This is a genomic window from Mesorhizobium sp. GW821-FHT07A06 (assembly GCF_059419085.1).
Window position 1 is genome coordinate 508,969 of sequence record NZ_JBWKRC010000004.1, and the last position, 26,139, is coordinate 535,107.

27 protein-coding genes are annotated in these 26,139 nt (G+C 64.3%); 6 read left to right on the forward strand and 21 right to left on the reverse strand.

Going from position 1 to position 26,139, the window contains the following annotated elements:
- Window positions 1-20 precede the first annotated feature (20 nt).
- The 6 genes from AC07SZ_RS16730 to AC07SZ_RS16755 all read left to right on the forward strand — a co-directional run bounded on the left by AC07SZ_RS16730 (window position 21) and on the right by AC07SZ_RS16755 (window position 5,741).
- Window positions 21-1,097 (forward strand): extracellular solute-binding protein, encoded by a 1,077-nt coding sequence (locus AC07SZ_RS16730; protein WP_172348746.1) that lies wholly within the window; start codon window positions 21-23, stop codon window positions 1,095-1,097.
- 24 nt (window positions 1,098-1,121) lie between these two features.
- Entirely contained in the window at window positions 1,122-1,991 is an 870-nt protein-coding gene (locus tag AC07SZ_RS16735) for an ABC transporter permease (protein WP_056578292.1), read from the forward strand.
- Complete coding sequence (locus AC07SZ_RS16740) at window positions 1,991-2,788, forward strand: ABC transporter permease (protein WP_056578290.1); 798 nt, start codon at window positions 1,991-1,993, stop codon at window positions 2,786-2,788. Before AC07SZ_RS16735 ends, AC07SZ_RS16740 begins: the two co-directional genes overlap by 1 nt.
- The gene (locus AC07SZ_RS16745; protein WP_494915139.1) at window positions 2,785-3,900 is read left to right on the forward strand and encodes an ABC transporter ATP-binding protein; all 1,116 of its coding nucleotides are present in this window, start codon (window positions 2,785-2,787) and stop codon (window positions 3,898-3,900) included. The genes AC07SZ_RS16740 and AC07SZ_RS16745 overlap by 4 nt, the downstream gene beginning before the upstream one ends.
- A gap of 83 nt (window positions 3,901-3,983) precedes the next feature.
- The gene (locus AC07SZ_RS16750) at window positions 3,984-5,369 is read left to right on the forward strand and encodes an NAD(P)/FAD-dependent oxidoreductase (protein ID WP_056578391.1); all 1,386 of its coding nucleotides are present in this window, start codon (window positions 3,984-3,986) and stop codon (window positions 5,367-5,369) included.
- A gap of 3 nt (window positions 5,370-5,372) precedes the next feature.
- Entirely contained in the window at window positions 5,373-5,741 is a 369-nt protein-coding gene (locus AC07SZ_RS16755) for a cupin domain-containing protein (RefSeq protein ID WP_081295200.1), read from the forward strand.
- Window positions 5,742-5,768: 27 nt separating this feature from the next.
- On the opposite strand, the gene AC07SZ_RS16760 is transcribed toward AC07SZ_RS16755, so the two are convergent.
- From AC07SZ_RS16760 to AC07SZ_RS16860, 21 genes are all read right to left on the reverse strand, one after another.
- Entirely contained in the window at window positions 5,769-7,412 is a 1,644-nt protein-coding gene (locus AC07SZ_RS16760) for an MFS transporter (RefSeq protein WP_056578287.1), read from the reverse strand.
- A gap of 339 nt (window positions 7,413-7,751) precedes the next feature.
- Entirely contained in the window at window positions 7,752-8,018 is a 267-nt protein-coding gene (gene fliQ / locus AC07SZ_RS16765) for a flagellar biosynthesis protein FliQ (protein WP_013893193.1), read from the reverse strand.
- Between the two features lie 13 nt (window positions 8,019-8,031).
- On the reverse strand, window positions 8,032-8,427 hold the full coding sequence (gene flgD, locus AC07SZ_RS16770; protein WP_171883351.1) for a flagellar hook assembly protein FlgD: 396 nt from the start codon (window positions 8,425-8,427) through the stop codon (window positions 8,032-8,034).
- Window positions 8,428-8,438: 11 nt separating this feature from the next.
- On the reverse strand, window positions 8,439-8,882 hold the full coding sequence (gene flbT, locus AC07SZ_RS16775) for a flagellar biosynthesis repressor FlbT (RefSeq protein WP_056578283.1): 444 nt from the start codon (window positions 8,880-8,882) through the stop codon (window positions 8,439-8,441).
- Window positions 8,879-9,226 carry a flagellar biosynthesis regulator FlaF gene (gene flaF / locus AC07SZ_RS16780; protein WP_056578281.1) on the reverse strand — a complete coding sequence of 116 codons (348 nt, stop codon included), beginning with the start codon at window positions 9,224-9,226 and terminating at the stop codon, window positions 8,879-8,881. Before flaF ends, flbT begins: the two co-directional genes overlap by 4 nt.
- 29 nt (window positions 9,227-9,255) lie before the next feature.
- Window positions 9,256-10,299: a flagellar hook-associated family protein gene (locus tag AC07SZ_RS16785; protein WP_056578279.1), complete on the reverse strand. Its 1,044-nt coding sequence runs from the start codon at window positions 10,297-10,299 to the stop codon at window positions 9,256-9,258.
- 3 nt (window positions 10,300-10,302) lie between these two features.
- Window positions 10,303-11,757 carry a flagellar hook-associated protein FlgK gene (flgK, locus tag AC07SZ_RS16790; RefSeq protein ID WP_056578277.1) on the reverse strand — a complete coding sequence of 485 codons (1,455 nt, stop codon included), beginning with the start codon at window positions 11,755-11,757 and terminating at the stop codon, window positions 10,303-10,305.
- Window positions 11,758-11,784: 27 nt separating this feature from the next.
- A complete protein-coding gene (locus tag AC07SZ_RS16795) occupies window positions 11,785-13,041 on the reverse strand; it encodes a flagellar hook protein FlgE (protein WP_056578275.1) in 1,257 nt (418 codons plus the stop codon).
- A gap of 79 nt (window positions 13,042-13,120) precedes the next feature.
- On the reverse strand, window positions 13,121-13,789 hold the full coding sequence (locus AC07SZ_RS16800) for a response regulator transcription factor (protein ID WP_019860967.1): 669 nt from the start codon (window positions 13,787-13,789) through the stop codon (window positions 13,121-13,123).
- Window positions 13,790-14,013: 224 nt separating this feature from the next.
- Window positions 14,014-14,601, reverse strand: coding sequence for a transglycosylase SLT domain-containing protein (locus tag AC07SZ_RS16805; protein ID WP_494915180.1), 588 nt, complete (start codon window positions 14,599-14,601; stop codon window positions 14,014-14,016).
- A complete protein-coding gene (fliK, locus tag AC07SZ_RS16810; protein ID WP_494915143.1) occupies window positions 14,531-15,892 on the reverse strand; it encodes a flagellar hook-length control protein FliK in 1,362 nt (453 codons plus the stop codon). The genes AC07SZ_RS16805 and fliK overlap by 71 nt, the downstream gene beginning before the upstream one ends.
- Complete coding sequence (locus tag AC07SZ_RS16815) at window positions 15,889-17,259, reverse strand: MotC family chemotaxis protein (protein ID WP_172372253.1); 1,371 nt, start codon at window positions 17,257-17,259, stop codon at window positions 15,889-15,891. The genes fliK and AC07SZ_RS16815 overlap by 4 nt, the downstream gene beginning before the upstream one ends.
- Window positions 17,256-18,605: a MotB family protein gene (locus tag AC07SZ_RS16820; RefSeq protein ID WP_494915145.1), complete on the reverse strand. Its 1,350-nt coding sequence runs from the start codon at window positions 18,603-18,605 to the stop codon at window positions 17,256-17,258. Before AC07SZ_RS16820 ends, AC07SZ_RS16815 begins: the two co-directional genes overlap by 4 nt.
- Window positions 18,602-19,225 (reverse strand): hypothetical protein, encoded by a 624-nt coding sequence (locus AC07SZ_RS16825; RefSeq protein ID WP_494915147.1) that lies wholly within the window; start codon window positions 19,223-19,225, stop codon window positions 18,602-18,604. Before AC07SZ_RS16825 ends, AC07SZ_RS16820 begins: the two co-directional genes overlap by 4 nt.
- Window positions 19,226-19,228: 3 nt before the next feature.
- Window positions 19,229-20,881, reverse strand: a complete 1,653-nt coding sequence (gene fliF, locus AC07SZ_RS16830) for a flagellar basal-body MS-ring/collar protein FliF (RefSeq protein WP_056578263.1) — start codon at window positions 20,879-20,881, stop codon at window positions 19,229-19,231.
- 130 nt (window positions 20,882-21,011) lie between these two features.
- Window positions 21,012-22,082, reverse strand: coding sequence for a flagellin N-terminal helical domain-containing protein (locus tag AC07SZ_RS16835; protein WP_056578261.1), 1,071 nt, complete (start codon window positions 22,080-22,082; stop codon window positions 21,012-21,014).
- 274 nt (window positions 22,083-22,356) lie between these two features.
- Window positions 22,357-23,352 carry a flagellin N-terminal helical domain-containing protein gene (locus tag AC07SZ_RS16840; protein ID WP_056578259.1) on the reverse strand — a complete coding sequence of 332 codons (996 nt, stop codon included), beginning with the start codon at window positions 23,350-23,352 and terminating at the stop codon, window positions 22,357-22,359.
- A 251-nt stretch (window positions 23,353-23,603) separates the two neighbouring features.
- Window positions 23,604-24,335 carry a flagellar type III secretion system pore protein FliP gene (gene fliP / locus AC07SZ_RS16845; RefSeq protein ID WP_056578257.1) on the reverse strand — a complete coding sequence of 244 codons (732 nt, stop codon included), beginning with the start codon at window positions 24,333-24,335 and terminating at the stop codon, window positions 23,604-23,606.
- Window positions 24,332-24,826: a flagellar basal body-associated FliL family protein gene (locus AC07SZ_RS16850; RefSeq protein WP_056578255.1), complete on the reverse strand. Its 495-nt coding sequence runs from the start codon at window positions 24,824-24,826 to the stop codon at window positions 24,332-24,334. Before AC07SZ_RS16850 ends, fliP begins: the two co-directional genes overlap by 4 nt.
- A gap of 20 nt (window positions 24,827-24,846) precedes the next feature.
- Complete coding sequence (flgH, locus tag AC07SZ_RS16855; protein WP_056578253.1) at window positions 24,847-25,557, reverse strand: flagellar basal body L-ring protein FlgH; 711 nt, start codon at window positions 25,555-25,557, stop codon at window positions 24,847-24,849.
- The gene (locus tag AC07SZ_RS16860; protein WP_056578251.1) at window positions 25,554-26,138 is read right to left on the reverse strand and encodes a MotE family protein; all 585 of its coding nucleotides are present in this window, start codon (window positions 26,136-26,138) and stop codon (window positions 25,554-25,556) included. The genes flgH and AC07SZ_RS16860 overlap by 4 nt, the downstream gene beginning before the upstream one ends.
- Between the last annotated feature and the right edge of the window lies 1 nt (window position 26,139).

Consider the following 26,139-nt stretch of genomic DNA (forward strand, 5'->3'; position numbering starts at 1 on the left):
TGAATGGGAGAGTTAGTGTGATGTTTAAATCGAGATTTGCAGGCCTCGGCGCCATTCTGGCGCTTGGCGTTGTGGCCGGCGCGGCCTTTGCGCAGGACAAGCCGGTGGCGGGCGAGGTGAAGGAAGGTTCGCTCAAGGGCAAGACCCTGACGCTCGTTTCCTATGGCGGCATCTACCAGGACGGCCAGGCCGCGGCGCTGAAGGAATTCGTCGACAAGTCCGGCGTCAAGCTGCTCAATGACGGCCCGACCGAGATCGCCAAGTTGCAGGCGCAGGTCGAGTCCGGCAACGTCACCTGGGACGTTGTCGATACCGACGACCTGCCGCCTTACGTCTATTGCGGCAAGCTGTTCCAGAAGCTGGATCTGACGAAGCTCGACGTCTCGAAAATCCCGGAAGGCCAGGTCGGCGAATGCTCGGTGCCGGCGATGAACTACGGCGTCGTGCTGATGTACAACACCGAGAAGTACAAGGATAATCCGCCCAAGAGCTGGGCCGACTTCTTCGACACGGCAAAGTTCCCGGGCGTGCGCGGAATCGACGGCTCCGGCAGCCCGACCGGCGGCTTGCTCGAACAGGCGTTCAAGGTCGCCGGCGGCGATCCGAAGGCGATGACGGTGGCCGATATCGACAAGGCCATCGACGTGGTCCGCAAGCTCGGCCCCGACACGATTTTCTGGAAGACGGGTGCCGAATCGCAGCAGCTCGCCGAATCCGGCGAAGCCGATATGCTGATGATGTGGACCGGCCGCGCCATGACCGCGGTCAAGAACGGCGCCAAATATGCGCCCGCCTGGCAGGATTGGCTGGTGGTGATGGACCAGATGACGATCCCGGTCGGCGTCAAGGACACGGACGCGTCCTACGCGCTGCTCAATGCCTATCTCGGCAAGCATGCCCAGGAAGTCCTGGCGGAACAGACGTCCTACACGCCGATCAACAGCGACGCGCAGCCCAAGGTCGACGCTTCCGTCGCCGCCTTCCTGACCAATACTCCGGACCGCCAGAAGCAGGGCTACAAGCAGAACTTCAAGTTCTGGGTCCCGAACTTCGCGGTGGCGCAGGAGAAGTGGTCGGCGCTGATGGCCGGCAACTGACCGGCTGAAGCAAAGGCAAGGCCCGTGAGCGCGCACGAACCGACGACGCCATCCGCCCCGACACGGGCCGGATGGGCATGGCGGCCGTTCGCGCTCACGCTGCCGGCGCTGGTCTTGCTTGCCGCGGTGATAGGCTATCCGCTGCTCACCATCGTGCTGCGCAGCCTGTCGGAGCCGCAATGGGGCGCGCAGAACTACGTCTGGTTCTTCGGCGCGCCCATCAATCTCACGGTGCTACAGCGCACTTTCACCATCTCAGCCTGGGTGACGATCGTCTGCGTGATCTGCGCTTACCCTTACGCCTATCTGATGACCGCCGTCGGGCCGCGCGTGCGGCTCGTCCTGGTGCTCTGCGTGCTCATCCCGTTCTGGGTAAGCGGTGTCGTGCGCACGCTCTCCTGGGTGATCCTCTTGCAGGATTCGGGCGTCATCAATTCGCTGCTGCGGGCGGCCGGTTTTGACGGCATCCGGCTGATCCGTACGCAGACCGGCGTGGTTATCGGCATGGCGCAAGTGCTTCTGCCCTTCATGATCCTGCCGCTCTATTCGGTGATGAAGGGCATCGACCTCAGGCTGATGCGGGCCGCGCAAAGCCTGGGCGCGCGACCTTCGCGTGCGTTCTTTACCGTCTACCTGCCGCTGTCGCTGCCCGGCGTCTATGCCGGCGCGATCATCGTGTTCATCCTGGCGCTGGGCTTCTACATCACGCCGGCGCTGCTCGGCGGACCGCGCTCGACCATGCTGTCGACGCTGGTGCAGACCCAGGTGCTCAGCCTGCTGCAATGGGGCCGCGGCGGCGCCATGGGCGTGGTGCTGCTCGTCACCACGTTCGTGCTTCTGGCGCTCGCGGCACCCGTGATGCGCTCGCGATACCGGGAAGCGGGACGGAACTGATGGAGATGAAGCCGCTCACCCGCGTGATCCTCGGCCTCGTCTGCCTGCTGGTGGCGATATGGCTTGTCGCGCCGACCCTGGTCGTGGTGCCGATGTCGTTCAACGAGAACAAGTCGCTCGCCTTCCCGCCGCAAGGCTTCTCCTGGCAGTGGTACCAGAATTTCTTCACCAATCCTGACTGGTCGTCGAGCTTCCTCAACTCGCTGAAGGTCGCCTCGGTGGTCGCGGTACTGGCGACGGTGCTTGGCACGCTGGCGGCCTTCGGCCTTGATCGCATGAAGGCAGGGCCCGCCAATCTGTTGCGGATGCTGATGCTGACGCCGATGGTGGTGCCGGGCGTGGTGCTGGCCATCGGCATCTACGCCGTCTATCTCGACACCCATCTCGTCGGCACGCTGCTGGGCTTCGTGCTTGCCCACACCATCCTTGCTCTTCCCTTCGTGCTGATCGCGGTTTCCGCCAGTCTCGAAGTGTTCGACAGGCGCCTCGAGACGGCGGCGGCAAGCCTCGGCGCGGGAGCGCTGACCGCGTTTCGCACGGTGACGCTGCCGCTGATCCTGCCCGGCATGCTGTCCGGCCTGCTCTTTGCCTTCGCCACCTCCTTCGACGAGATCGTCGTGTCGCTGTTCATCACCAACCCCTACCTCAAGACCTTGCCCGTGCAGATATTCGCCTCGATCACGCGTGACGCCGACCCGACGGTTGCCGCCGTCGGCACGATCCTGCTTTTGGCCACCACGATCCTGATCGGCGGGGGCATGCTTCTTCTTGGCCACGAGCGGAAAGGACGCCCATGAAGCCGGAACAGGAGAGCAAGGGCGCGGCGATCGATCTCGAATCGATCAGCAAGGCCTATGGCGGCTTCAAGGCGCTGGATGGCGTTTCGCTGCGGATCGAGCCCGGCGAGTTCATGACGCTGCTTGGCCCGAGCGGCTCCGGCAAGACCACGACGCTGAACGTCGTGGCCGGCTTTACCGACGTGACCAGCGGCAAGCTGCTGGTCGGCGGCAAGAACGTGGTCGGCGTCCCGGCGCACAAGCGAAATATCGGCGTTGTCTTCCAGCACTACGCGCTTTTCCCGCATATGAGCGTCGGCCGCAACGTCGCCTATCCGCTGACGCTGCGTGGCGTCGAACCCGCAGCGCGAAAAGCACGCGTGGCAAGAGCGCTGGACATGGTCAAGATGGGCGACTTCGCGCATCGCTATCCCAGCGAGCTGTCGGGTGGCCAGCAGCAGCGCGTCGCGCTGGCCCGTGCCATCGTCTTCGATCCGCCGCTGCTTTTGATGGACGAGCCGCTCGGCGCGCTCGACAAGAAGCTGCGCGAATGGCTGCAGCTCGAGATCAAGCGCATCCATCGTGAGCTCGGCACCACATTCGTCTACGTGACGCACGACCAGGAAGAGGCGCTGGTCCTGTCGGACCGCATCGCCGTCTTCAACCGCGGGCGGATCGAGCAGGTCGGCACCGGCCGCGAACTCTACGATGAACCGACGACGCTGTTCGTCGGCCGCTTCATCGGCGATTCCACGGTGCTGCGCGGAGAGGCGCGAAGCGATGGCGCCAGCACTGCGTTGCGCATCGCCGGCGAGACGGTGACAGTGCCGCGGCGGATGGCGGGTGAAGCCCGTCCGGTCATGCTGCTGCGCCCCGAAAAGCTTGCCATCCGCCGGCCCGGCCAGATCGCGGCGGGCACCAACAACCGGCTGCCGGGGACGATCGCGGAAGCCATCTATCTCGGCTCGGGATCGAAATATGAAGTCAGGCTCACCGACGGCTCCACGGCGATCGTGCGCTCGCCGCTGACCGGCGAGAGTTTTGGCCTGGGCGAGAAGGTGGAGCTTTGCTTCGACGGTGCCGATGCCAAGATTCTGGCCGATGACAGCACGGCCGACGCGACGCTGACCTGATCCAACTCTTTGTTTTAACGCAATCCCGGACGGAAAACCGTTTCACACTTTTCCTGGAATTGCTCTTCCTGAAAGTCCATCCCATGCAAGCCAAACGCAACGGCGACATATCATTCTGGTATGCGGATCTGGGCGGGGTTCCCACGCCCCGGCCGCCCTTGCCCGGCGATATCGAGGCCGATGTCGCGATCGTCGGCGCCGGCTATACCGGGCTGTGGACCGCCTATTATTTGAAGAAGGCCAGGCCGTCGCTGCGCGTCGTGCTGATCGAGCGCGAGTTTGCCGGTTTCGGCGCTTCGGGCCGCAATGGCGGCTGGCTGTCGGGTGGCTTCTCCTGGTCGCGCGAAAAGTATCTCAAGACCTCGACCCGGCAAGGGGTAAGCGCCATGCAGGCGGCCATGGCGGGTTGCGTCGACGAGGTGATCCGGGTGGCGAGCGCGGAAGGTATCGATGCCGATATCCGCCGCGTCGACAATCTGACGGTGGCCACCAACCCGGCGCAGCTCGAACGCGCGCGCGAGGAATGCGAAACGATCCGCGCCTGGGACGTCGATCCGGGCCGCGTCGAGATGCTGGATCAAGCGGCGACGCGGGCGCGCATCAATGTGCGCAATGTCATGGGCGGTTTCGTGGTCCATGGCCAGGCGCGGGTGCAGCCGGCCAAGCTGGTGCGCGGGCTTGCCGCCGCCGTCGAGCGGCTGGGCGTGCCGATCTACGAACAGACGACGGTGACGTCCATCGCCAAGGGCATCGTGACGACCGACCGCGGCACGGTGCGGGCGGAGACCGTCATCCGCGCGACGGAGGGTTTTACCGCAGGCATTCCCGGCGAGGAGCGGACCTGGCTGGCGCTCAACAGCGCGCAGATCGTGACCGAGCCGCTGTCCGAGGCGCTTTGGCGCCAGATCGGCTGGGAAGGCCACGAGCTTCTCGGCAACGCCGCCCACGCCTATTGCTATGCCCAGCGTACGCGCGAGGGGCGCATCACCATGGGCGGGCGCGGCGTGCCCTATCGCTACGGCTCGCGCACCGACATCAATGGGCGGACGCAGCAGGCCACGATCGACCAGTTGCATCAGATCCTGACGACGCTGCTGCCGCAGACGGCGAACTGCCGCATCGAGCACGCCTGGTGCGGCGTGCTCGGCGTGCCGCGCGACTGGTGCACGACCGTTGGCCTCGATCCCGCCACCCGTATCGGCTGGGCCGGCGGCTATGTCGGGCTTGGCGTGTCGAGCTCCAATCTTTCGGGGCGCACGCTGGCCGACCTGATCCTTGGCCAGCAGACGGAGCTGACGAAGCTGCCCTGGGTCAACCGCAAGGTCAGGCCATGGGAGCCGGAGCCGTTTCGCTGGCTCGGCGTGCATTCGATGTACCAGCTTTATCGCATCGCTGACGGGCGCGAGGCCGCGGGCCTTGCGCATACGTCGAGACTGGCCGCGCTCGCCGACAGCATTACCGGTCACTGATCCATGGAGCCCAATTTGATCGATCTTTCGACCTTCCACGATCTCGCCAAGGCCGACATCGGCGCGTTCTCACCCAAGCCCACATCCATCGAGGGAGATCAGGTCGAAGCCGCGCGCTCACTTTTCCAGTCACCGGACGGCACCGTCGATATCGGTATCTGGGAGTGCACGCCCGGCCGCTTCACCGCCGACCGGTCGGATTCGTCCGAAATTTGCCACATCATTTCCGGACGGGTGGAGGTGAGCCGCGCCGACGGCGAGGTGCGTGAGTTGGGGCCGGGCGACCTTCTCGTGCTGCCGCGGGGATGGAAGGGCGAATGGCGGATCCGGGAGACCACGCGCAAGCTCTATATGATCCAGTCGGCGGGGTGATCGACGGACGTCGGCGCCGCACCGAAATCAGTGCTCGATCGGCCCCTTGGCCATCACCAGCGCCGTGCCGGCGGTGGTCGGACGCTCGATGACGCGGCGTACGCGCGGTGGCTCGTCGCCACTGTGCAGAGCCCGCAAGCGTTCGCCGACCATGGCGTCCGCATGGGTGATGCGGCCGTTGTGCCTGACATATTCGAGCCAGGTCGGGGTGTGGTAGTGCTCGATCCATATCGTCGGATTTTCGAGATCGCGCGCCAGCGTCCAGTTGCGGGCACCGTCGCGGCGGCGGATGCGGCCGCGTTCGGCCATGGTGGCTAGGAACTCCGCCTCGTCCTCATGGCGGATGATGTACTCGATCATGATGGCAATGGGACCGCTGCGCGGCTTCAGGTCCAGCGCCAGATGCGGCTCCTTGAAGCGGTTGAGCGGGTCGAGGTTCAGCACCTGCTGCTGCGGCAGCGGTAGCACAAATCCGATGGCGCCGCCGGCGAGCATGGCGATGGCGGCCGCGATCAGCGCCGTCTCTGCGCCATGCGCATCGGCCACGACACCCCAGATCCAGCTGCCCAGCGCGATGCCGCCAAAGGTCGCGGTCTGATAGACCGACAGCACACGGCCGACCACCCAGCGTGGCGTTGCCATCTGCACGGTGACGTTGAAGTGCGACAGCGCGATCACCCAGCAGGCGCCGCCGACCAGCAGGCCAAGCGACGTCTGCCAGGCGTGATGGCTGATCGCGGCATTGAAGGCGCAGACGGCGAAGCCGGCGAAGGCACAGCGCACCATCGTCTCGCTGGAGAGCATTTGCCGCAGCCGCACGCTGATCAGCGCGCCGCCGACGGCACCGATGCCGAAGGAACCCAGCATGATGCCGTAGGTCAAGGCGTCGCCCTTGACGACGTCGCGCGCGACGAGCGGCAAGAGCGCCAGGACGGCACCGGCGCTGAAGCCGAAGGCGGCACCCCTGACCAGCACCTTGCCGATGTTGGGCGACATGGCGACATAACGCAGGCCGGCGCCCATGGCAGCACCCAGCGACTCGCGCGGCAAGGTCGATACCGGCACGTCAGGCTTCCAGCGCGCCATCACGACGATAAGGCCGATATAGCTGACCGCGTTCGCCGCGAAGGCGGCCGCGGCGCCGGCGGCCGCGACAATGATGCCGCCGATCGCCGGCCCGACGCTGCGTGTCAGGTTGAAGCCCATGGAGTTCAACGCAACGGCCGCGGGCACCTTGTTGCGGGGCACCATATCGCCGACGGACGCTTGCCAGGATGGGCTGTTGAGCGCTGTGCCGCTGTCGATCAGGAAGGTGAAGGCGAGCAGCGTCCAGGGCGTCATCAGGCCATACCAGGTGAACACCGTCAGAAGCACCGAAACGACGAGCATGAAGGTCTGCGCCACCAACATCACCTTGCGCCGGTCGAAGCTGTCGGCGATGGCGCCGGCGACAAGCGCGAACAGCATGATCGGCAAGGTGGTCGAGGCCTGGACCAGGGCGACCTGATAGGGCGAGGTGGCGATCGTGGTCATCATCCACGCGGCACCGACGCCCTGGATCAGACCACCGAAATTGGAAACGAGACTTGCGGACCAGACGGCGCGGAAAATGCCATGCCGGAAGGGCGCCAGCGCCGAAGCGCCTTCGCTTTCCGGTTTCTCGTCAATCATGGATAGGTCCCTGCCACGGCGTGCTGATCCTTGCGGTGATCCGTTTCTCCGCATCGTTTGCCGAAACTATGGCATCGCGCCGCAAAGGGCGAATGTCATGCGAGGAAGATCATGGTCCAACAAGGGGATAGAGGAGGGCCACACCTCCGCATCGCGAAAAGCCAGGCCATCACTCGCGGCCGGACGCCGGCCATGGCGCACATGGTCCGGCGATCGGCCAGGGCTAACCTGGGGGTTTTGCGAGAGGCCATTGCGACGACTACCGCGCTATCGAGCTCCGGCGACTTGCCGGATGATGGACGTCGCGGGCAAAAGCCCCGTGCATCCCCGCAGGTTGCTTCAGAACCCGTTCTGGATGCGCTCGAAGATGACGTTGGTGAAGGCCGATATCTGGCCACCGATGAACGGACCCGTGAGCGCCACCACCAGCATGATGGCGACGATCTTCGGCACGAAGGTCAAGGTGATTTCCTGGACCTGCGTCAGCGCCTGGATGAGGGCAATGCCGATGCCGACCGCCATGGCGACCAGCACAACCGGCGCGGAGGCGGTCAGCACCGTCCACACCGCGTACTGGACGATGTCGAGTGCGTCGGCCTCGTTCATGCGGGACGTTGGCCTAGCTTGCCGGCTTGATCGACACGCCGGAGCCGACGGGAACCGTGGTGCCATCCTGGAGCACTGCGATCAGTCCGTTGCTGCCAAGCGTCACCGAAGCCACCGTGCCGGTAGTCTTGCCATCGGCCGAGGTGATGTTGCGGCCTATGAGAGCGTCGGCCTGCGACAACGCCGAGGACTGCATGATCTGGTTGAGCTTGGTGTTGGTCTGCACCGATTGCTCGACCTGCGAGAAGGTGGCGAGCTGCGCGACGTACTGCGTCGAATCCATCGGCTTGGTCGGGTCCTGGTTCTTCATCTCGGCGATCAGAAGCTTCAGGAAGGACTGGTAGTCGACCGCTGTCTTCGAAGTCGGCGTGGTCGTCGAATTGGCGCCAACCGGAATCGTCGTCGTCATGTCCACGGTCATCAGTAGCGTGCTCCCACGGCCAGCGGGCGCGGTGCGCCCGGAACATCGTCATTGCCGCCAAGCGCGCGGCGTTCGAGAGGATAAAGCGAACGGATCGCCTTCAAAGCCTCGTAGATATGATCCTCGCCGACCATGCGGTCGATCTGCTTCAGGGCGCTGCAGATGTCGGCGTCCTCGAAACTCGCGATGAGCAGCGGCAATGAGCGGCGGAACATCTCGCGCGCCTCGCCAGCACCAGCCGGGTTGATCAGCATGACCTGAACGATGAAATACAGCTGCCTGAGCGGCGTCGATGCCTGGTCGGCCTGGATCACATGGCTTTCGAGCAGGAATTGTACGTCGTTCATCAGTTCAATGGTGACCTTGCGGTCGACACGGATGACGGCACCATTGATGTAGATCTTCTCGTTGGGCTTCAGCGATATCTTCAGCGTGTTGGTCATTGAATGCCGTCGCGGATGATCTGGGACACTTCGATCAGTCCTTCGAAATTGTTGGTGCGGCCCTGGCGAATGTCCTCGGCCTCGCGCAGCAGCCACAGGCCGATGGAAATCAGGTTGGCGCGCAATTCCTTGGGTAGCGCGTTGTCGCTGGAGCCGAGATCCTCGACGAAGGTGGTCCAGACGCGGTTGGTGAAATGCAGCGCCTCCACCGCCTCCATCGAAGCCTGGCCGGCCACCGCCGCCGCCGCCAGCATGTCGATCGAGCGGGTCAGGAGTTCGCGCTCACGATCCTTGGCGTCCGAGACGGAGGTGCTTTGGACGTCGGCATAGGAAAATTGGTACATCGTTGGCTCTACCGTTCCGCTGGGAGTTGTCAGGTCAGGTAATTCAACAGGCTGAGCTGCTGCAGGCGCGCCGTCAGAGCGAAGGACGTCTCGATATGCTGCGTCAGATCGGCGACGCGGGTCGCGGCTTCGGCCGGGTCGACGGCCTCGAGATCGAGGATGTGCCGTTCGAACAGGTCGACCTGCGTCTTCATGCGGTCGCTGGCATCGGAGACACGTTTCTGCACGATGCCGGTTTCGGACTGGACCTGGGCGATGCCGCTCAGCGCCTCGCCGACCAGTGTCTGCGAGTGGCTGACGATGCTGTCCTTCGCCGCCTGGCTGATGTTGGTGGACATCAGGCTGGAGACGATGGCGGCGGCCATCGCGAGCTTCTTGATGCCGTCGCTGTTGGCACTGGTCGAGGTGGCGGTGGTTTCGTTGAGGGCGATGCGGCTGACGATCTGCTGGTCGGTGGCGTTCGACATGTTGGCCTGCCAGCCCGCGCCGAGGAATTGCGGCGTAACATCATTGGTGATGAAGTCGTCCATCTGGGCGGTGGTGATATTGGCGGCGGCCGGATCATTGGGCGTGAAGCCGAATTTGGCGACGAAGGAGGCATCGAAGGCGGCCTTGGCCGTTGAGCCCGCGGCGGTGAAATCGTTGATCGGCTTGACGTCGGTGTTTGTGCCGGCGAACAGATACTCGCCGTTGACACTGGTGTTGAGGATCGAGGCAAGCTGCTGGATCGTCGTCTGCCCGGTCGATTGGGTCAGGCTGTCGGAGTTGTCGCCCGAAGACGCGGTGGTCAGGCTGGACAGGAAGGTCTGCGCCACGCCGGAGAGTTGGCCGAGCGCGGTCTGGGTCGACGCAAGCCGGGCGGTGACCAGACCGTTGGAATCGACGATCACGTTCAGCCGGTCGAGGTCGCGCGAGAAGGTGACGGATTGGGCGGTGCGTCCGCCCAATGCCAGGCCGACATCGGCGACCTTGCCAGTCGATGATTCCTTCGTTGCTTTGACGAGGTCGGCTTGCATGCGCATCTGTTGATAGCGCATGGCATTGGAGAGGGCGGCCGAGGAAACTGAGGTCATGTATTATCCCACCGCGTTCAACAGGGCCGTCATCATGTCGTCGACGGTCTTCATCATCCGGGCCGATGCCTGATAGGTGTGTTCGAGGTCGAGCAGCAGCGACATCTCCTGGTCGACATTGACGCCGGTCGCATTGGACAGCGCCTCGGAGCTGCGCTGTGCCAGCGCTTCCTTCGCGTTGGCGGCTGTCGAAGCCTGCTGGCGCATGCCCTGGAGCCAGCCGATCGAATTGGCGGCGTAGTCGGAAACGCTGGAGGTAGCCGAAATGCCGGCGGCGGGATCGAACGTCATCGGCTGGTCGAGCCGATCGCCATAGGCAACCAGAAGGCTGGAATAGGAAGCACCGCCGCTGGTGTTGGAGACGTAAGCAGCGCCGTTGGCGCCGCCGTCGCGCAGCAAGGTCGGATTGCCGCCGGTGCTCGGATCCATCGCCGTATTGATGCTGATCGTGGAAGCCAGGCCATTGACCAGAGTGCCCGCGGCCGGCACCGCCGGCGCGCCGGACCAGGTGAACAGGCCAGCGGCATTGGGCATCGAGGTCGCGGTCTCGGCAAAGGCCGTGATCAGGCCGCGCGCGGTCTCGTCGAGCTGGCTCTGCATGGTCGAGGCGACGCCGTCGCGCAATTGCAGCAGGCCGGCGAGCTTGCCGCTGGCGCTGGTGTTGCCGCCGGCTCCCGCGGAGACCGGCACGTTGTCGATATAGACGGTGTTGCCGGTGGCTCCGGCGGCATAGCCGGCCGATGGCGTGAAGCTCACCGTGCGCGGTATGGTCTCGAACAGCGTGGTGCCATCGCCCGTCGTGATGACCATGTCGTTGTCGCCGCGCGTGAAGGTCGATACGGGAACATACTCCGAGATCTTTTTCAGCAGCGCGTCGCGCTGGTCAAGCGCGTCGGAAACGTCGGTGCCTGAACGGGTCCCGGACATGACCGCCTGGTTGGCGTCCTGGAACTGGCTGAGCAGCGAGTTGAGGTCCTTGACCGCCGTGTCGATCTGGCTGTCGGTCTGGGTACGGAAATCCTGAACGGCCTGGGAGCCTTCATTCAGGGAGCGCACGACCTGCCTGGCCGCGTCGATGACGCTGGAGCCGAGATTCTGGTTGGACGGCGAGGTGGCGTAGAGTTGCAGCGCCTGCTGCAGATTGGCGATGGCGGTCGAGGGCGAGGAGGCGTTGTCGACGCCGTTGACCGAAACGTCCAGCTGATCCATGCCGCTGTAGAGCGCGTTCTGGCCGCTATACGCCGACAAGGCGCTGAGATTTTGCCGGAAGAGCAGGTCGTTGGTTACGCGCTGGATATCAACCGAACGCGCGCCTGGCGCCGTGCTGGTGACGACGGCGATGCGGCGCGTATAGTCTGGATTGGAGGCGTCTGCGACGTTGCGCGAGACAACGCTGGTCTGCCGCGCGGTGTTCATAAGCGCCGATTGGGCGATGCTCAATGCGGAAGATAACGACATGCTGGTCTTTCACGGGCCACGCCCGGTTTATCTCTTCAGGTTGACAAGGACGTCCATCAGGTCGGAACCGGTCTGGAAGACTTTCGAATTGGCGGTGTAGCTGCGCTGCGCGGCGATCATGTCGGTCAGCTCTTCGGCGATATCGACATTGGAATTCTCGAGCGCGCCGGAGATGATCGAGCCCAGCTTGCCTTCATTGGCAAAGCCGACGCGGATCGCGCCGGATTCGGTGCCCTGCGCGTAGACATTGCCGGGGAGGGCCTTGAGCTGGTCGGGGCTCTGCACATCGGCCAGCGGAATCTTGTAGAGCGCCTTGGTGGAGCCATCCTTGTACTGGGCGTAGATGGTGCCGTCCTTGCCGATCTGGACCTTGTCGATGGTGCTCGGCGCGTTGCCGTTCACCTGGGCGTCGGAAACCGTGTAGCCGGTGCCGAGCTGGGTCAGTTTCGACAGGTCGAGATCGAGGCTCGCGCCGCCCGGCACGGTGAACGTGACGTCGGTGGGCGTGCCGGTGAGCTTGCCGGTGGTGGCGTCGAAGGTCAGGTTGGCGGTGCCGAGTGCGCCGCCGGTGTAGGGGAACGATGTGCCAGGCGTCGCCTTGGACTGATCGAAGACCGCCACCTCCCAGGTGCCGGCGCCGGTGTTGGTGAAATAGACGTCGAGCAGCTTCTTGTTGCCGAGATTGTCGTAGGTGACCATCGACGATTTCTGGGTGTATTGTGCGGTGGCGGCGTTGGCACTGGGCAGGTTGGCGGCGACGACCGGTGTCGCGCCCGCCGGCAGATTGCCACTGAAAATGCCTGCGGTGCTGGGCGTTGCGGTCAATCCCTGGTCGGAGATGACAACCGGCACCAGACCTTCGAAGCCGTTCACCGTCGCCGCCGGCACGCCGTTTTCGTAGCTGTAGGCCATGAGCTGGAAGCCGGCCGCGTTGACGAGCCTGCCCTGTGCGTCGGGAACGAAAGCGCCGGCGCGGGTCAGGAAGGGCGTGCCGCTCGGGTCCTGGACGACAAAGAAGCCATCGCCGCTGACGGCTAGGTCGGAGACCGAGGTCGTGTATTGCAGGACGCCCGGATCGCTGACCGCTTGCCGGATCGTCGTGGTGACGCCGCCGGAATTGTAGGCGCCGCCCGTGGACGGCATGATCAGCGTCGAAAATTCGGTGGAGGATCGCTTGTAGCCGTTGGTGTCGGAGTTGGCGATGTTGTCGGCTGTCGTCGACAGGCGGTTTGCCTGGGCGTTCATGCCGGAAACGCCGGTCCGCATCATTCCGTAGAGGCTCATCGAGATGTCTCCGCAATATCCATGCCACTGGCGGCGAGGCTACGCGCCCTGTCTTGCGCGAGGCTGGCGCGGCACGGCATCAGAACACGAGCCGGTAGCCGAGGAAGCGTTTGGAATCGATCGGGTCGGTGCCCAGCTTCTCGCGCAGCTTCTTGCGCAATTTGCTGATGTGGCTTTCGACAACGTTCTCCTCGACCTCTTCGTCGAAGATGCCGTAGATGGCGTTGAAGACCTGGGTCTTGGTAACCCGGCGGCCGCGGTTGCTCGCCAGATATTCGAGGATGCGGCGTTCGCGGCGCGGCAAGGGCAGCGGCTGGCCGTCGATCTCGGGATCGCGGCCGTCCATGAAGATGCGCATGGCGCCGATCTCGGTGTAGGCGACATCCTCATGGGCGCGACGGCGGATGGCGGTGATACGGGCCAGGATCTCTCTGATATGGACGGGCTTGCGGATGACGTCGTCGACGCCGCTCTCGAACAACCGCAGCGTGTTCTCAAGCGAATGCTGCTCGCTGAGCGCAATGACAGGAGCGCCGGTGCGGTCGCGGATCTGGCGCGGCGAAATGGCGCCTTCGCGGCAGTCGCCGATAAGGAAGGCCCGCACCGAACGCAGGTCGGTGTCGGCGGCCGAGTTCACCCACTCGCCGAATTCGCCGGGCGCGAAGCCCGCGCAGGCGACGCCCTCGCGATCAAAAAGTGAATTGTATCCCTCAGTCACGAGCTCTCGCTCGTCAACGATAACGATCATCGGCCCCGCCTTCCGAATCAGCACATCTGCCCCGTGGGGAAAGGCGTAACCGCTGGTGGGAATCGTGAACAACCGTCATTTCTTGTAACTAGTTTCTTGGGAGTCTGGAATCGTGTCGGTTGCATTAGCGTGCAGCCAGATATGCTTGCGGCGGGAAGTTCTGGGCAAGTCAAAACGGCAAGCCCAAAGCAGCGGAATCGGCACATTAGAAGCAGAAAATGCGCTCACTGGTTGCAGAAGGCGCGGGCGTTGGTTGTCCATCTGCCAAAGCCGGTGGCAACCATGTTGGCGATCACCCGGCAGACATAGACCTTCTGCGCCGGGTCGTTGTCCGGGCCGGCATGATAACGGGCGACGGCCATCGACCATGTTTCGTGGCGGGCATGGAGACTGGCCAGGAAACGCGCCGCGTAGTCGACGTTCTGGCGCGGGTCCAGCATGTCCTCGACGCTGCGGAAATGCGACGCGTGGTAGTGGTGGTTGATCTGCATGCAGCCGAGATCGATCAGCGTCTTGCCCTCGCGCTGCGCGTTGGCGAAGGTGGCAAGCGCCTCGGTCCGGCTCCTTGGGAAAACCGCTTTTCCTACTATATTCAATGCGTTAGGCTGCAGGCTGCCTTTCTTGCCCGTCTCGGTCAGGCCGACAGCATAGAGGATGCCGGCGGGCACGCCGTAGCGGTCGGCGGCGCGCAGGATCTCGGGCTCGCAGGGATTGGTTGCGGCGAGGGCGGCGTTCGCGAGGCTAGATAAATATATCGCCGCCAGCGCGCTCGCGAGATGGCGAAGCGGCGCGGCCGTAATCCTGCGCGTCATCATGGTTACCCCTTGCGGACTGCTGGCCCGGTTGCTGGCCGCCGGCGCCGTTGTTGCCACCGCCAGAGTTTCCAGGTTGGAAGGAGGACTGGTCGCGGCCAGGCGCGGCGGCGGGCGAGGCGGTTGTATCCGCCCGGGTTGTAGCCGGAACGGCCACTGACGGTTGCATGATGGTGACCTTGTCAACCTCGAAGCCGAGCCCACGCAGCGACTTGACGATCGCCTCGCTGTCGCTGGAAAGCCTGCGGTAGGCATCGTGTGTTTCGGGCTTCAGTTCAATCGAGAGTTGTTCTCCGGAGAGGCGAAGATGGGCGGTGACCATGCCCAGTTCGGCCGGGTGAAGTTCGATCTTCAACACATGTGTCGGAACGGCAACAGAGCCGGCCGTCTGGGCGGCCGCGGAGGTCGTCGAAAACGCCTGCCGCGGGCCACCATCTGCCGCTACGGCGTTGATTATGCTGAGCGCTGCCTGGCTCATGGGAGCCTGAGGCGGGGCAGGGAAGCTGCGTTCGGAGACCACGTCGATGCGCGCCGACGCCGGAAGCTGTTTTCCTGGCTCCAGCCGCAACGAGGACTGGACGTCGGCGATGGATTTCATTTGCGGTGCCGCCTGCTTCGACCCGGTACCAGGCACCTCGGCGGCCGTGGGCTCGGGTAGCGGGCCGGCAGCGATTGCATTGTCATGTCGCGATACGCCAGTGGCGGCGTCGCGGACGGACTGGCTGTCGAGCTTTGTCAGCGGTCCGTCGACGAGCGATACCCGCTCGGGCTTCGATATCGGCTCGAGGTCGTCATGCCCGGCGGAAGTCGCCCGATAGGCCTTGGGCAAGATCTGTCCGTCGGGCGCCGATCCCTGTCCGGCCTGGCCCGCTACGTCCGTCTTGGCCGATGTCGAGAAATGGCGCAGGTCATGAAACGCCATCAGCAAAGGCAGATGGTCGTCGAGCGGTGTTGCGCCGGCGTCGGTCGTCTGTGTTTCGGTGTCGGCGTCCTTGTCCGCCTCGACGTCTTTCATGGATTTCGCAGTCGTCAATCCGGTCTCTGCGATCCTCGCCTTGCATGCCGGCACCGGTTCGTCCTCGCCGGTTTGCGCCGCAAGGCCGGCGGCAAGCTTGCTCCAGCGCGGATCGCGTGCCCCGGTCTCGGTCGTCGGCTGCTTTTCCGCCTGGCCTGCGCCGCGATGCACCATCCTGCCGAAACCAGCATCATCCTTCTTTCCAGGCACGGCCGGCTGCTCCGCCGTGCGCGTGGCGGTAAATCCTGGGAGGGCCGGGCCGAGGCTGGGGGTCATTTCGGGGCGGCTCCAAGCATCTGGTCGATCAGGTCGAGCTGTCGACGGGTTTTCATCATGGCGGCGTCGGTCGGGTCATTCGTGTCGGGACTGGCAGGGGTTGCCGGTGCCGATGCCGGCAGGACCGTCGCCGATGGGGCAGAAGGCGCCGGCGCGCTTGGTGCAGCCGGCGCGGCGGCGGATGGCGCGACAGCGGGCTGTTCGGAGACCGCACCCTCGACGGGCGGCAATCCGGCCTCGTCGGCGGCCTGCGTGGCGGTGACCTCGGTCCCGGACCGCGGTGCAACGGTTGCCGGCGCCGTATTCGCGGCGGGAAGGGAAGCAGGCGGCGCCACAACCTCACCGGCGATGGCCTGGGCGGCGTCGAGCAGGGCACGGTCACCGTCCGACAGCCTGCTGCGGTCGATCTTGCCAAGCTTGGTGCGCACGTCCTCGATCGTGTCCGACGTCACCGTGGACAGGCTGGAGTAAAGCTGGGCGCGCGGATCGCCCTGATTGGTGTTGCCGTCGCGGCCCTGTTCGGCCCGCGCCGAGGCGAAGGCCGACAATTCACTGAGGCCGTCGATCGCGGCACGGCGGGCAATGCGCAGGTAAATCACCTTCTCGCGCTCGGGATCCATCATCGAGGTGATATCGGCCAGCTTGTCCTGGCTGATCGACATGTGCAGCGCGATGACGCCGGAAACGAAGGAATCAGCGAACTGGCTGGCATAGGGCGAATAGAGATAGCGCTCGACATACTGGGTGGAAGTGAGCGCGAACCGCGCGGCATCGCCTTGCGCCGCGGCGATGCCGACCGAGCGCCGCAAGGCGGCTTCCTCGACAAGGGTGCCGGGGCTGAGCAGCTTGGCCTCGTCGAGCAGCGTGAGCGCCGCCGCCGGGTCGTCCGTCGCCATCAGCGATCCTTTGACCAGCGCCACAAAGGCCCCGAGGTCGCTTGGCAATGTCATGGGGTCGATCGGCTTCAGGACTTCAATAGCGCCGGCGGGCCGGCCAACCAGATAGTTGATGACGCCCTTGGCAATCGAGAGATCCTGGGCATCCACCGGGTTGGCGCGGGAGACCGCCGCCTCGACGGTGGATGGATTGCCACCGCTCATGCCGTAGACCAGCAGCGCGCGAAAATTCCTGGGATCCTTGAAGTCCTCGGCGTCCGCTGCGCGCAGGCGCGCGTCGGTCATCTCGAGCAGCTTGGCCTGCATCGGCATCGCGGCGTGGTCGCCGGCGGCGATCCGATCCTGGATAAGCTGCAGCGAGCGCACCAGCTGGTAAGGCTGCAGCGTGTCCTGGGCAAAACCGGCCGACGGATACACTGCGGCCAGCAGCAACAGGCCCATCAGCCGGCTGGTGACGGCCGCGCGCTTCATCCGCCGGTCGCCATCAGGATCTCGATGCGGCGGTTGACCGCCGACATGGGGTCGGCGGGATCCTTCGGCTGGCGGTCGGCGAAGCCGGCAACCTCGGTGATACGGCGTTCGTCGACGCCGCCGCGCACGAGCATGTAGTAGGCCGAATGCGCGCGCGCCGTCGACAGCCGCCAATTGTCATAGCTGGCGCTGCGGAAGGGGCGCGCATCGGTGTGGCCGTTGATGCTGATGGTGCCCTTCTGGCCGTTGACGATGCGACCGATCTTTTCCATCGCCAGCACCAGTTCGCGGCTCGGCACGGCCGATCCGACTTCGAACATGCCGAAGTCGAGCTGATCGGTGATCGAGATGACGACGCCCTTGTCGGTGGCCTCGACCGAGACGCCATCATGAAGCTTGTCGCCGGGCTTGAAGACGTCAGCCAGCTGCTGCTTGACGTCGGCCGCCGCCTTCAGCGCGGCGGCGGTGGGCGCCTTTTCCGCAGTCTCGGGCCTTGCAGCCTCTTGCTTCTCGACGGTTGCATCCGGCTGGGGCGCATCGGCCGCCTTGGCATCGCTGGCTTTGGTCTCGCCGGCCCTGGCCACAGCCGTGGCAACCTCCTTGCCATCCTTGGCCAGGGGCTCGAGCGGCGCGTCCTCGGCTGGCGGGGCGGGCGGCACGGCCTTGACCTTGGCAACTTGCGTCTCGGCGGCCTTGTCGCCTGGCTTGAGAGGGTCGCCCTCGATCTTGGCGCGCTGTGCACTCGCCTCTGCGGCCGGCGTGGCCACCTGCTGCGACCAGAAATCGGGTTCGAAGGGGTCGCGATAGGATGCACCGCCCGAGGCGCCCGTCGCGGGACCGGCGCTCTGCGCGCCGCCGTCACCCTTCTGGCTGACATTCTGCATCACGCCGGTGTCGGTGGCGATTTCCGAGAGCACCGCGTAAGGGTCGGCGAAGAGATGATCGTCGGATTGTTGCGGCTGCTGTGGGGCCTGCTTGTCCTGCTTGCGGTCGGATGAGCCCGCCTCGCCATTGCCGCCCTGACCTGGCTTGGCGGTCGCCGGTTGCGGGTTTTGGGCGGTCGTGCCAATCGCGCTCGGCCCGTCGCCGAGGTCTTCCAGGCCCTTGCGGCTTGAATTGCGGTCGACCAGCTTGACGGGGTTGAAGTAGCTGGCGACGGCCGCCTTTGTCTGTTCATTGGCGGCGTTGATCAGCCACATGACCAGGAAGAAGCACATCATGGCGGTCATGAAGTCGGCGAAGGCGATCTTCCAGACGCCACCATGGTGGCCTTCGTCGTCATCACCATGACCCCGCCGCACGATGATGATCTCGTGCCTGCCGTGATCGGCCTCGGCGACGCTCATGACAAGACCTCGGAAAGGGTTGCCGACCATTCGGCCATGCGTGTCTCGAACACGGCCTCGTCGATGGTCACCGTCAGGTCGAAGCCGGGCGCCTCGATGAAATCGAGATTCGCGGCGCGTGGTCCAAGCGATGCCTTCAGCGTTTCAAACAGCGACAGCGGCCCGCGCACCGCGATGCGCACCGCTTCGCCATCGCCGACCGCCTCACGAACCGCGCCGGCAAGCACTTCGAGCGAGCGCTTCTGCAGATCGTCGCTGACGACACCGCCGATGATGCGGGCGACCGTGGCGGCGACAAGCCCCGTCACGCGAGCCTCCATGGCGTCGATGCGTGTCGAAACGGCGTTGCCGACGTCGCCGCCCAAGCTTTCGAGAAAGATACGTGCTTCCTCGGCATTGGCCTGACGCTCCGCTTCCAGTGCCGCGTCATGGGCAGCGGCAAGCCGTTCCGCCAGCGTTGCCTCCGCCTGGGCGACCGCCTCGGCGATCAGCGTGCCGATATCGGCCTGCGGCGGTGCGGATGCCTCGAGCTTGTGCTCGGACGTGGCCTGGGGCTGGCTGACACGCGGCGCGCGCGTGCCGAAATCAGGGAGAAGATCGAAAAGGGCTGCGGAGGCCATGGGTTACGCCGCGACTTCCTGGGCCGCCCATTTGCGCAAGATCTGCGCGGTGCGCTCCTCATTGAGGTCAACCATGCGGGCAAGCCGCTCCTGTGGCGCCGGCCTGATCTTCTGGCGAAGATCATCGAGCGGGGTGGCGCCGCCGGGCCGCGCGCCGGGCAAGGCGCCGATGGCGGCACCCGCATCGGCGGAAGCGGCTGCCTCCGGTGTCGGCAGCGAACGCTGGACTTCATCGAAATTGGGGCCCGACAAAGCGGGCGTCGCCTTTGCCGTGAGCGCCGCCGCCATCGGCCGCAGGCCGAAGAAGGCCACAAGGAACACCACCACTATGAAAGCGCCGGCGTTGATCAGCGTGCCGGCGTGCTGGCCGATGGAATCCAGCATTCCAGCCTGCGGGATCGCCTCGCCATCAAGTCCGTCGATGAACTCGACCGCGGAGACGTCGATCACGTCGCCGCGCTTGTCGTCGAAGCCGGTGGCGGAACTTACCATCTTCTGGATATCGGCGACGCGCTTGGCGATCTGCTCGGGGGTCGCGTCCTTGCCCAGGATCGTCTTCAGCCGGTCCTGGTTGACGACCACGGCGATCGACATCTTGGTCACCGTGTAGCCGTTGGAGACGGTGGCGATCCTCTTGGAGTTGATCTCGTAGTTGGTGATCTCTTCCTTGCGGTCGTTGGCCGAGGAGGTCTGTGGACCCTCGGTGCTGGTCGCCTGGGTCTCCGGCAGGTTCTGTTCGACGCTGGCCGGGGTGGAGGCCTGCTTCTGGTTGCTGTTCTCATTGGCGCGCACCGACTGCACCGAGCGTTCGACGCGCGATTCCGGATCAAAGATCGTCTCTTCGGTCTGGCGGGTGTCGGTGTTGACATCGGCCTTGACGCTGGCGCGGAAATTGTCGGGCCCGAGATAGGGGGTCAGCGCGCGGCGGATGTTGTCGCCGATCTGCGCCTCCACGGTCTGCTCGACGCCGAGCGTGCGGGCCGCGCTGGTGTTGGAGGGATCATCGCCGGCGGCCAGCAGGTTGCCGTTGGAATCGAGCACCGTCACCTTGTCGGCCGAAAGGCCGGGGACGGCGGCGGCAACGAGATGGCGGATCGACTGGGCGCTTTTCTCGGCGTCGATGCCGGCGTAGCGGATGACGACCGATGCCGAGGGCTGCTGTTCGTCGCGGCGGAAATTGGCGCGCTCGGACATGACGATGTGGACGCGTGCCGCCTTGATGCCCGATATGGACTGAATGGTGCGGGCGATCTCGCCTTCGAGCGCGCGCACGCGGGTGATCTGCTGCATGAACGAGGTGAGGCCGAGCGAGCCGACATTGTCGAACAGCTCGTAGCCGGCATTGGAACTGGTCGGCAGGCCCTTTTCGGCAAGCAGCATGCGTGCCTGCGCCGTGGTGCCGGCAGGCACCAGAACGGAGGTTCCGTCCGAACCGACGTCGAAGCCGATGCCGGCCTCACCCAGCACCAGGCCGATCTGGTTCACGTCGGAGCGATCGAGCCCGACATAGAGCGTGTCGTAGGCGGGACGGTTGAGGTAGACCGAGGCGATGCCGATGACACCCATCACCAGAACGGCGATGCCCGCGAGCATGGCGAGGCGCTTCACACCAAAATCGCGGAGATTCGAGATGATGCTCTGGATCTGTTCCGGCACGGTAGAGCGACTCCCAGCATGATTGTCCGCCGGAACACTAGCCCTCGAAGCTTGTGCGAAAATGAAATCGGGCCGCGCTTGCGGCGCGGCCCATGAATTGGAAGTAGGGGTGGCGTCGGTTACGGCTGAATTAGCCGTTCTTGAACAGCGACAGGATCGACTGCGAGGAGCTGTTGGCGATCGACAGGGACTGGATGCCCAGCTGCTGCTGGACCTGCAGCGCCTGCAGCCGGGTCGATTCCTTGTTCATGTCGGCATCGACGAGCTGGCCGACGCCGCGGTCGATGGAGTCCATCAGGCTCTGCGTGAAGGTCTTCTGCAGGGAGATGCTGCTCTTGGCCGAGCCGAGGATGGTGGCCTGGTCGGTCAGCTGGCTCATGACGTTGTCGATCTTGCCGATCATCTGGGTGATGATGTCGTCGGTTACGCCTGCAGCCGTGATGTCGAGATTGAAGGCGGAAACGTTGTCGATCCTGGCAACCGTCGATCCCGCCGCCGTCTGGCCGGCGGTGTTGGCGGCGATGTCGGTGGCGCCACCGGCAAGCGCGGTCTTATAGGCGTTGTCGTAAAGGGTCTGGGCGGCGGCTGTCGCGTATATGGAAGTCTTGCGGTCGAGCGTGCCCTGGTTCTTGACGGCGGTGGAGAGACCGGAATCGAACAGTTTCGTGCTCTCGACATTGATGTCGATCGTTCCGAGCGAGATGGCGCCTGACGAGGAGCGATTGAAGGACGAGACGATCTTGGCGTCGGGCTGGACGCCGTCATTGTTGGTGGCCACCTGCGTTGACGTCACCGACAGGAAATTGGAACCCGAAAAAGTGGCGGCATCGGCAAAGGACTTCATCTGCGCCTGGAGCGCGGTGATTTCCGTCTGCGTCTTCGCCTTGGCGGCGTCCGTCTGGCCGACGGTGGAGAGCAGCTTGGTCTTGATCTGGCCGATCGTCGTCAGAACATTGTTCATGCCGGTATAGGCGGTGTCGACCTTCGAGGCGCCGAGGCCGAGCGCATCCTGCACCGTCGACAGCGCCTGGTTGTCGGAGCGCATCGTCGTGGCGATCGACCAGTAGGCGGCGTTGTCGGCGGCCTCCGAGACCCTGTAGCCCGTCGAGATTCGGGATTGTGTCTGCTCAAGCGATTTGTTGGTGGCGTTGAGGCTTTGAAGTGCAGTCAACGCCGCAGCGTTTGTCATGATGCTCGCCAAGAAACTCGCTCCTTTTTCCCAGGCCGGCTTTCTTAAAACCGGCGTTGCCCTCGCGAGCCGCTGGCCCGCCCCATCGATTGCCGTCGACCGACCGGGCCGATTCGCCAATCCGTTGTAAGCTATGGTTAACCATGACTAGCGCGTTATGGTTAACGCCCTGTTAAAGGCGTGCTTTCGAGGGTTAAGAAACGAGGGTTGCGTGGGGCTGGAGCAAACGCAAAACGGGCCGCGCTTTTGGCGCGGCCCGTTTGACTTTGAAGCCGTTTGAGAGCGATCAGCCGCGGAAGAGCGACAGGATCGACTGCGACGAACCGTTGGCGATCGACAGTGCCTGGACGCCCAGCTGCTGCTGAACCTGCAGAGCCTGGAGGCGGGTCGATTCCTTGTTCATGTCGGCATCGACGAGCTGGCCGACGCCGCGATCGATGGAGTCCATCAGGCTCGAGGTGAAGGTCTTCTGCAGGCTGATGGAGCTCTTGGCGGCGCCGAGCTTGGTGGCGGCGTTCGTCATGTCCTTGAGCGCGGCATCGACGACGGTCATCATCTGCTGGATCTGGGTGTCGCTGGCAGCAGTGGTGCCCGAGAAGATGGCCATGCTGGCGACCGTATAGGTGTCGGTTGCCGCCGCGGCATTACCCAGGGTCGGAGCCGAAGCAGCGGCGACTGTGGCGCCGGTGGTGCCCAGGCGATTGGAGTCGAGAATACCCTTCGACACGGTCGCGGCTGTGCCGGCTTCATACAGCTTGATGCTTTCCACGTTGACATCGATCGTCGAGATCGAAACCGAACCGGTGGACGTACGGTTGAAGGCCGAAACGATCTTGACGTCCGCAGCGCTGGTGGCAGTCGCGCCGCTGTCTACCGAAAGCATGTTGGTGCCGGAGAAGGTGGCGCCATCGGCGTAGGCCTTCAACTGCTTCTGAAGGGCGGCGATTTCGACCTGGGTCTTTTCCTTGGAAGCATCCGTCTGGCCGTAAGATGCGGTCAGCTTCTGCTGGATCTGGTTGATGGTGCTGATCGCGCTGTCCATGCCGGTGTAGGCGGTGTCGACCTTCGAGGCGCCGAGCCCGAGCGCGTCCGAAACGGTGGACATGGCCTGGTTGTCGGAGCGCATTGTGGTGGCGATCGACCAGTAAGCGGCGTTGTCCGAAGCCTGGGAGACGCGATAGCCCGTCGAGATGCGGGCCTGGGTGGTGTCAAGGTTCTTCTGCGTGGCGTTCAAGCTCTGCAGCGCGGTCAGCGCCGAGGCATTGGTCATGATACTGGCCATGGCTACTCGTACCCTAATTTTACAGGTTTTTTTGACATACCGGTTTGTCCGGTATGACGGAGCGGCATCATGCCAATGACCGTTGCGTTTGGGTCACCCGCCATCTGCGAGCGACTATGGCGGCAAGTCCCTACCAAAGAACTAAATCGGACGGTTAATCGAAAATAATTCGGTAGAATTCGATGACGGCTCCGCACCGCCCAACCCCTGTCGGGGATGGCCTCCTTCGCCGGTGCGCGGCGGAAAAAGAATCAGGTGAAGGAGCGCACCAGGCTGCCGACGAGCAGGTTCCAGCCGTCGATCAGGACGAAGAACAGGATCTTGAAAGGCAGCGACACCACGGTGGGCGGCAGCATCATCATGCCCATCGCCATGGTGATGGTGGCGACGATCAGGTCGATGACCAGGAATGGCAGCACGATCAGGAAGCCGATCTCGAAGCCGCGACGGATCTCGGAGATCATGAAGGCGGGCACCAGGATACGCAGGTCGACCGTCTCCTTGGCAACGACCTGGCCGCGCTCGCGGGCGAGATCGGCGAAAAGGTCGAAATCCTTGTCGCGCACATTGTGCAGCATGAAGGTGCGGAACGGATCCGAGATTTTTTCGAAGGCCTCGGTCTGGCTGATCTGGTTGTCCATCAGCGGCTTGACGCCGGTGTTCCAGGCCTGATCGAAGGTAGGCGCCATGACATAGAAGGTCATGAACAGCGACAGCGAAATCAGGATGAGGTTCGCCGGCGTCGACTGCAGACCGATACCGGCGCGCAGGATCGAGAAAGCGATGACGAAACGGGTGAAGCTCGTCACCATGATCAGCAACCCCGGCGCCACCGACAGCACGGTCAGCAGGCCGAACATCTGGATGATGTAGCCGACGGTGGTGCCGTCGGCCTTGCCGATGCCGCCGAGGTCCAGCTGCTGCGCCGCCGCGACGGAGGTGGCGGCACCGATCAATGCGATTGCGAGAAGGAATTTTCTCATTCGAGCAGCAATGTCCTGATGAGAATTTGCTTGGCGTGCCCCTGGCTGCGGATCGAAGCGCGTTCCTCGAGGTCCGCCTTCAAGTGCTGGTAACCGCTGGCGCCCTCGATCTGATGCATCTTCAGCGTACGCACGAAGGCCAGAAGGTCCTGATGGATGTCGTCCGTCATCGTTGGCGGCTGCGGTGCATCGTAGACCACGGATACTTCCATCCTGATCCAGGTGCCGGCGGGCGAGGCCATGTTGGTGGTGATCGGCGCCAGCGCGACCAGCGTCGGTCCCGTGCCAGGTTCTTGCGCGGCGGCAGGCTCTGCGACCTTGCCTTCATTCTCGGGCGCAACCGGCACCGATGACGGTGCGCCGACGCCCTTGAGATAGCCGCCGGACATCCAGCCCATGCCGATCGCGGCGGCCGTCACCACCAGCAGCATGGCGCCCTGGACCGCAAGGGAAGGACCCTTGCGAGGCGGAACCTGTTCGATATTGGCCATGGCGTCTTGTTCTCCAATTCCTAGAACGGAAGAACCTGGTCGAGAACCTGCTGGCCGTAGGCCGGCTGCTGAACCTCGCTTATGCGGCCGCGTCCGCCGTAGGAGATGCGCGCCTCGGCGATACGCTCATAGGGGATCGTGTTCTCGGCGCCGATATCGGCCGGCCGCACTATGCCTGCGATGGTCAGCACCCTGAGTTCATAGTTGACGCGCACTTCCTGCGAGCCGCTGATCATCAGATTGCCGTTGGGCAGGACGTCCGTGACGACAGCCGCGACGTTGAGCTCAAGTGTTTCCGATCGCTTTATCTCGCCATCGGCGGTCGTGTCCGTCTGGGAGTTGAGCGCTCCGGAGCCCTTGCCGGCGGTGCTGCCCACCTTGTCCCATTGCGCGCTGAGGTCGAAACCGAGCTTGCGATTGGCGGTGCGGCTCCTGTCGTTCTGGTTCTTGAAGTTGGCGCGGTCGTTGATCTTGATCTTGACGGTCAGGATGTCGCCTTGGGACAGCGCCCGGGGATCGGTGAAAAGACGGCTCTGCCGATCGTCCCACAGCGAGAACTTCTTCACCGGCTGCCGCGGCGTCTCGGGATATTTGTACATGGATCCGGTGCTGCCGCCGTCGATACCGGAGCCCACCGGCGAAAGCGACGGTTCCTTGCCGACCTCCTTGAGGTTGGTTCCGCAGCCGGACAGTGCTGTGACCGCGCACAGGATGAGCATTCTGCGGATCATGACGGATCTACCCTTCGGGCTGCGCTGGCCATGATGCCGGTGAGCGTCGCCGCCGCCTTCTGGTCCATTTCGTTGAGAATGACGCCGGCCTTGCGTGAATCGAGCTTCATCAGGATGGCCGCCGCCAGGTCGGCATTGACCATTGCCAGCCGTTCGGCCGCCGCATCGGGTTTCATGCCGGCATAGATCTTGACGACGCCGTCCTCGGCCCGGGCGAGAAATACCTCGCGCCGCTTCAGCCAGGTCTCGTATTCGGTTTTCTTTGCGTCCAGCGCCTTCATGCGCTCGTCGATACCGGCCTGGAGCTGCTTCAACTCCTCGGCCTGCAAGGCATAGCGCCGGTCGCGTGCGGCGTCGGCGATGTTGGAGCAGAAGCGCTCGATCTCGCTCTGGTCGGGCGCTTTCTCCCGCGCCAATTGCTGCGGTGCCACCGCGGGCTGCGCTCCCGGCAGAACCTGGCGAACAGTATCCTCACCATGTGCGCCACCGGATACGGACACGGCCGCGAGAGCCGCGGCCGCGAACAGGATTGCGCCGGGGCGGCGCCTTTCATGGGATGAGGGAGACGAGATCATCGGCATG